4 protein-coding genes and 5 pseudogenes are annotated in these 6,236 nt (G+C 67.2%); 7 read left to right on the top strand and 2 right to left on the bottom strand.

Annotated elements, in window-relative coordinates; all coding sequences use genetic code 11:
- Positions 1 to 627: 627 nt before the first annotated feature.
- Both EEJ42_RS54125 and EEJ42_RS03470 read left to right on the top strand, forming a co-directional pair.
- Positions 628 to 1,719, top strand: a pseudogene (locus tag EEJ42_RS54125) (integrase core domain-containing protein).
- A gap of 177 nt (positions 1,720 to 1,896) precedes the next feature.
- A pseudogene (locus EEJ42_RS03470) lies at positions 1,897 to 2,052 on the top strand (IS110 family transposase); the annotation flags it as partial.
- 62 nt (positions 2,053 to 2,114) lie between these two features.
- Here EEJ42_RS03470 and EEJ42_RS03465 read toward each other — a convergent pair.
- Positions 2,115 to 2,312 (bottom strand): annotated as a pseudogene (locus tag EEJ42_RS03465) (recombinase family protein); the annotation flags it as partial.
- Positions 2,313 to 2,541: 229 nt separating this feature from the next.
- A complete protein-coding gene (locus tag EEJ42_RS03460) occupies positions 2,542 to 3,132 on the bottom strand; it encodes a TetR family transcriptional regulator (RefSeq protein ID WP_123098549.1) in 591 nt (196 codons plus the stop codon).
- A gap of 73 nt (positions 3,133 to 3,205) precedes the next feature.
- Between EEJ42_RS03460 and EEJ42_RS03455 the strand changes: the two genes are divergently transcribed.
- From EEJ42_RS03455 to EEJ42_RS03430, 5 genes and pseudogenes are all read left to right on the top strand, one after another.
- The gene (locus EEJ42_RS03455) at positions 3,206 to 4,006 is read left to right on the top strand and encodes an SDR family NAD(P)-dependent oxidoreductase (protein WP_123098548.1); all 801 of its coding nucleotides are present in this window, start codon (positions 3,206 to 3,208) and stop codon (positions 4,004 to 4,006) included.
- Between the two features lie 132 nt (positions 4,007 to 4,138).
- Positions 4,139 to 4,657 (top strand): maleylpyruvate isomerase N-terminal domain-containing protein, encoded by a 519-nt coding sequence (locus tag EEJ42_RS54445; protein ID WP_123098547.1) that lies wholly within the window; start codon positions 4,139 to 4,141, stop codon positions 4,655 to 4,657.
- Complete coding sequence (locus EEJ42_RS03445) at positions 4,594 to 4,944, top strand: hypothetical protein (RefSeq protein ID WP_184502914.1); 351 nt, start codon at positions 4,594 to 4,596, stop codon at positions 4,942 to 4,944. The genes EEJ42_RS54445 and EEJ42_RS03445 overlap by 64 nt, the downstream gene beginning before the upstream one ends.
- A 799-nt stretch (positions 4,945 to 5,743) precedes the next feature.
- Positions 5,744 to 5,878, top strand: a pseudogene (locus EEJ42_RS03435) (IS5/IS1182 family transposase); the annotation flags it as partial.
- Between the two features lie 101 nt (positions 5,879 to 5,979).
- Positions 5,980 to 6,204 (top strand): annotated as a pseudogene (locus EEJ42_RS03430) (transposase); the annotation flags it as partial.
- Positions 6,205 to 6,236 lie beyond the last annotated feature (32 nt).

Raw genomic sequence — 6,236 nt, 5'->3', positions numbered from 1 at the left:
AGTACTGACTACCCACCTGGCACTACTTCCTCTGGAACCTCACGTCCCAGTCTCCAGGTGTCCAGTCACAAGGGGAAGCTTCAGAGTGCGGATTCGATCGGGCTGGGAACGTGGCGGTCGCCCTCCGGTACGACCGAGGATCGCAAACTTAGACCACGCAGGAAATTACTTGGTGTGGTGGTCGCTTTGTAGGGCTGGAATTGATGGTTGTGGCTGCGGTCGGCTTCGCCATTGCGGACGTCCCCGATTTCCTGCCTGCCGTGGTCAGCCTCGGCTCCCCGCGGTGGAGGCCCTGACTCGGTCACGCTGCTCGCCACTGATAAGACTGGCACCTGCTCGAGGGCCGGATGGTCGCGGAAGGGCTGCGGACGCCTTGGGTGAGGCGACCGTCACCGGCCCCGGCTGAGGCCCCGAGGGGCACCTCGTGTGCGACGGTCAACTTGACCGCGGGTGCCGTCCGAAGCGAGGGCCCGGGTCTCCCCGGTGATCACAGAGCGTCGTAACTCCACCATCACCAGAACCTCTTCGTGCTCTGCTGCCGAGTCACCCCTGAAGGGTGTCTCTATTGCCGTACGGTGGCTGACCTGGGGCTTTGAGATCTTCCGATTCTGGGCATGATTACTGATCGTGGGCCTGCGACTGCTCTATCTGATCTTCTACCGGCTACTGGGCTGCCTTCTTCTGCTGGGCCGTTCGTCCGCAGCGAGCAACGCCGAGGTCCTGGCGCTTCGTCATGAGGTCGCTTTGCTGCGCCGACAGGTTGAGCGGCCGCGGATCTCGTGGGCCGATCGTGCCGTGCTCTCCGCTCTTGCACGGCACCTGCCGCCCGCTCTACGCCGCCATCGGCTGGTCACCCCCGGCACGCTGCTGACCTGGCACCGCCGTCTGGTGCGCTGGAAATGGCGCCAAGCACCGGTCAGGCCCGGCCGGCCACCGTTGCCGGAAGAGATGGTCGCCCTCATCCAGCGCCTGGCGAGGGAGAACCCGACCTGGGGGTACGTCAGAATCCAAGGCGAGCTGCGACGGCTTGGTCATCGGGTCGCCGCTGCCACGATCCGACGCGTCCTGCGCCGCTCCGGTCTACCGCCCGCACCGCGGCGCGCATCCCAGCAGACCTGGCGTTGCTTCCTGCGCTCCCAGGCCCACACGCTGCTGGCTTGCGACTTCATGCACGTGGAGACCGTCTTCCTCAAACGTCTCTAGGTTTTCTTCGTTATGGAGATCGCCACCCGGCGCGTCCATGTCCTGGGCGTCACCGCCCGCCCCACCGGCGTTTGGGTCACCCAACTCGCCCGCAATCTGCTCATGGACTTTGAGGACAGAGCCGGGCACTTCCGGTTCCTTATCCGTGACCGGGACAGCAAGTTCACCGCCGCATTCGACGCAGTCTTCGCGTGCAACGGCACTGCCGTCATCCCGACTCCGCCGCAAAGCCCCCGATCAAACGCGTTCGCCGAACGATGGATACGCACAGCCCGCGCCGAATGCACCGACCGCCTCCTCATCACCGGGGAACGACACCTGCGCACGGTCCTCACTGCGTACGCCGAGCACTACAACACCGGGCGGCCCCACCGCAGTCTGGACCTACGCGCCCCGGACGACGACCCGAACATCATTCCTTTACCCGCTGGCACGGTCAGGCGCCGACAGGTACTCGGTGGACTGCTCAACGAGTACCACACCACGCAACAGGAAAGGCCCAGCTCAGCAGCTTGATCGGAATATTGACACCCTTCACCGAGAGCAACTACCTCCCTCGCCGACCACCACACTGCGCCGCTGACCGACTTGAAAACGCACGACGGCTGTTCCAGAGCCGTGTCCTTGGTGGCCTGATCAATGAGTACAGGTACGCGCCAATGACCAGCAGTGACGCGTTTCTGAACGGCACACCCGAACAGGGACTTCTACCTCAAGAAGCGCGGGCGAAGGACGCAAGCACGTTCAAGCCGTGATCGCGCTCGCCCGTCGACGCGCCAGCGTCCTGTGGGCACTCCTGCGCGACAATCGGGCATTCCCTCGGTTCCGCCGGTCGCGCAGGCAGCTTGACCGGTGGCGGACGCGTGGATGGAGCCAGCCCGTGCGGATCGGCCCAGCAGGCTGCCGCACGCCTTCAGCTCGGGGCGCACGTCGTTCTTGCCGGACCTCTTGTCGGCGAAGCTACGGCGGCAGCCCGCGACGTCGAGTGCGTCGACCTGGCAGTCGAGCTTCTGTCCGCCGGTCGACACCCGCGCGTAGCCGATCGGGATGTCGGTGAGGACGGCGCGTGAGGGGGTGATGAGTTCGGACGGTTCCAGGGGCGCGTTCATGCCCGGGGTCTCCTCAAGAAACGGTGCCCGGCTACATCCGTCAGCCCGACTCGCTCGCCAACACACTCCGCAACAACCCCCCTGCGTCGGCCTCCCCGAAGAGCCGTCCTGCCACACCCCCTCAGTTTCGTCCCCGGCCGTCTTTCTGTGCTCATGAGGTGCTCTGTGGGTTCTTGGCGGTCGCACGGGGCAGTAACGTCTTCGGTGTGCGGGCGGGCGTGGCCGCGTTTCAGGCGGGCCGGCGGATGGCGTGCACGGCTGTGTCGTAGAGGTCGAACAGGTCGACCCGCCCGCCGAGGCGCACCCACTCCTGGTTCGCTGCCTGGAGGCAGGTGATCGCCGTGGCCGCGATCGCGCGCGCTTGGAGGGCGCGGTGGTCGGAGTTGGGCAGTCGGGGCTCGATCAGTGGTGTGAGCAGGTCTTGCCAGCGCGCCTGCTTTTCGGCGTGGCCGGCGCGCAGCGACTCGTTGTCGAACAGGAGGGTGATTATCTCGAGCCGGTGCTCGGGGGTGGTCTCGATCTCCTCGATCACCTGGAATGCCGCGCGCAGCGACGCCCAGCAGTCCTCGTCGGCGGGGCGCTGCGCGAAGCGCTCCGCGATCAACTCGCCTTGTTCGGACAGGCCGCCGAGCGCGAGGTCTTCCTTGCTGGGGAAGTAGTTGAACAAGGTCCGCCGGGAGACGCCCGCTGCGGCGGCGACCTCCTCCAGTGTCGTGTTGTCGTACCCCTGGGCGGCGAACAGCTCGACAGCGGTTCGGGCGAGCAGGGATCGGACCACGGAGCGGGTCTGCTCACGAATGGATGTCTGTTTCCGGGCCATGCACCCATTGTACAAGCATTCATTCCATGTAGTTATTTGCACTCAGTGCAAAGTAGTGCCTAGGGTGTATGGCATGACAAGGATCGACTATCGCCATCAGACCGTCATCGTCACCGGGGCCAGCTCCGGCCTCGGCGCGGAGTTCGCGCACCAGTTGGCCCGCCGCGGCGCGAACCTCGTGCTCGTCGCACGCCGGGCGGACCGACTCCAGAGCCTGGCCGACGACCTCACCCGCACCCACGGCGTCACGGTGACCGTCATTGCCCGTGACCTCGGCCTGCCCGACGCCGGCCGCACACTGCGCGCCGAGCTCGAATCCCGCGGCATCTATGCCACCGGACTGGTCAACAACGCGGGCTTCGGCACCCACGACGCCTTCCGGGACGAGAATCCAGAGCGCCTGCAAAGCATGATCGCGCTGAACGTCGCCGCCCTCGTCGACCTCAGCCGCGCCTACATCGACCCGCTGACCTCCGTCGGCAACGGCTTCCTGATCAACGTCGCGAGCCTCCTGGGCTTCCAGCCGACCCCGTACCTGAGCGTTTACGGCGCCACCAAGGCATTCGTGCTCAGCTTCACCGAATCGCTGTGGGAGGAGACCCGCGGCACTGGCCTGCGCGTCCTCGCCGTGTGCCCTGGTGCGGTGGAGACCGAGTTCTTCGACGCTGCCGGCAGCCAGTCGGCCGACTACGGATCGAAACGGGCCACCGTCGACGACGTCGTGAAGACGGCCCTCGACACCCTCGACCGCCGCTCTGCACCGCCATCAGTCATCACCAACGGCCGCGGCCTCGCCCTCGCCAGCAAGATCCTGCCACGGCGCCTGGTCGTCCGCGCGATGGGGTGGATGGCACGACGCGCCATGCACGCGTAGCTCCACTCATCGCCAGACCGCCACGGGCGTGGGGACCATCGGTACAGCCGTGGCGCTCGGCACTTGATCTGGGGCGTCGATGGCGGGCGCGGACCCGGATGACACGGAGTTCCTCCGAGAGAAGAGAACGGCATGACCGATCGCCTCCCCGCAGCAGACCTGCGGAACATCGTCGCCGCCCTGCGCATCGAACGCACGGAGATGCTCGACTTCACCAGCAGCCTCAGCGATGAGGAATGGGCGGCACCCAGCGCCGCGGCGGGATGGCGCATCGCCGACATCGTCGCCCACATCGGCGCGACAGCAAGGAACTGCTACACGCCCCCCCGGACTGGATACGCTCCGCGCTACCAGCCTCGAACAACTCAACGAAGGCCCCGTCGACCGGCGACGCGGCTGGAGCCGGGCACAGGTCATGGCCGAGTACACCCGCGCCACCCGCCGAGCGACCACGCTCCTCGACCTCATCCGACGCACCCCCACCACCCGGCTACGCATACCGCTCATCGAACTCGGACGCTATCCCTTGGGCCTGTTGATCGGCGGCGCCCTCGTCTTCGACCACTGCACGCACCTGCGGCCACGACATGGCGCCAGCACTCGGCCGGCCCACGCCGCCCACCGACGCCGACCGGATGCGAGCGGTCCTGACGTGGATGCTCGCCGTGCTGAGCAATCAGGTCGGACAGGCGCCGGTCGCCGGGCTCGAGGCCCGTGTCGCCCTGACGCTCACCGGCCCCGGCGGCGGAACATGGTGGATCGATGAGGCAGGCGTGCTGGCCCCGTCCAACGGCCCGGTCGCCGCGCACATCACCACCCCCGCGCTGACCTTCCCCGACTGGGGCACCCAGCGGTCATCGTGGCGCGACCACGACGTGACCGTCACCGGCGACACCGAACTCGCCACCCATCTCCTCGACGCCGTCAACATCATCTGACCGCATCGTCCGGGTTGACTCGGTCATTGAGACTCCTCGCGAGGGGCCCGCTCCGCGCAGGCGGAGGTGTCCCGCTGGTGTGCGTGCCGGAGGTCCACGTGCTCACGTCCGCGCCGCGTACGCGGAGATGCACCGGGGACGACGCAGCGGATATCGGTGCAAACCGGGTCCGCTCCCTGCATGCGGAGATGCTCCGAACAACACCGACTCCGCCGTGCCTGGGACGAGTCCCCTCCGCGCCCGCCTGGATATTCCGTACGGTTGCCGATCATCGGAGTGAGCGCCCCGAGTCTGCTGCTCAGCGCGATCATAGCCCGCACGGGCATGCCGACCCACCCTGTGCCGCTCGAAAAGTCATCGTCGCAGGTGGGAGAGGTACGGTCAGTCCGCTGGGATGATGTCCTCCGTGATCGTGTCCTTGCTGTACAACGTGACCCGGAAGCTGCTGACCGTTCCATCGGTGCTCCTCCGTCGCGGGACGGCGGAGAACGCGGAACTGCTGGTGCTGCGGCACGAGAACGCGGTCCTGCGTCGCCAGCCGGCCGGGCCGGTCCGCTACGAGCCTGCCGACCGGTTCTGGTTCGCCGCTCTGTCCGGGCTGATACCCCGACGCCACTGGCGTGAGGTGTTCCCTGTCGGCCCCCGGCACTCTGCTGGCCTGGCACCGCAGGTTCATCGCCGCGAAGTGGGACTACACCGCGCGCCGACGCACCGGACGTCCACCCGCCCGGACAGCGATCCAGGTCCCACCTGGCGCGAGTTGCTGACCGCGCAAGCCGAGGGCATCATCGCGGCAGACGCCGAATCCGCCATCGCCCATCTCCACGGCCCGCGTCGCTTACGTGTGCGCTGGGAGTCCCGGGACGACATGCACGACGCCTTTCTCCAACTCGCTCAGTGCATGGCCCTCACCCGCAGACTCGCAGCTTTCTGAGAGGGCGATACGTGAGCTGATGTCCGGTTTGCGGTCGCCTGATCGTGTGGCTCTGCGGCGTCCGGCCTGGTCGGGCGGCTTGGCCGTGTCGGGGTGGCCGGGTGAGTGGACGCAAGCCGTACCCGAGCGACTTATCGGATGAGCAGTGGGCGTTGATTGAGCCGGTGATCGCGGCATGGAAGGCCGGGCACCGGTCGGTCGGCGGGCATAGGGGCCGGTACGAGATGCGGGAGATCGTGAACGCGCTCCTGTACCAAAGCCGGACCGGCTGCCAGTGGGACTACCTCCCGCACGACCTGCCGCCGCGCGGGGCGGTGTACTACTACTCAGGTTGAACTCGTACAGTCCGGCTGCGTGG

Source organism: Streptomyces botrytidirepellens (assembly GCF_003721215.1).
GTDB classification, from domain to species: domain Bacteria; phylum Actinomycetota; class Actinomycetes; order Streptomycetales; family Streptomycetaceae; genus Streptomyces; species Streptomyces himastatinicus.
The sequence above is the reverse complement of the archived record's forward strand: the minus strand, read 5'-3'. Positions and strand labels throughout refer to the sequence as shown.

Bases quoted from the DNA above. Each gene is read 5' to 3' on its own strand.
- EEJ42_RS03460 (WP_123098549.1), bottom strand. From the start codon at position 3,132: ATGGCCCGGAAACAGACATCCATTCGTGAGCAGACCCGCTCCGTGGTC.
- EEJ42_RS03455 (WP_123098548.1), top strand. From the start codon at position 3,206: ATGACAAGGATCGACTATCGCCATCAGACCGTCATCGTCACCGGGGCC.
- EEJ42_RS54445 (WP_123098547.1), top strand. From the start codon at position 4,139: ATGACCGATCGCCTCCCCGCAGCAGACCTGCGGAACATCGTCGCCGCC.
- EEJ42_RS03445 (WP_184502914.1), top strand. From the start codon at position 4,594: ATGGCGCCAGCACTCGGCCGGCCCACGCCGCCCACCGACGCCGACCGG.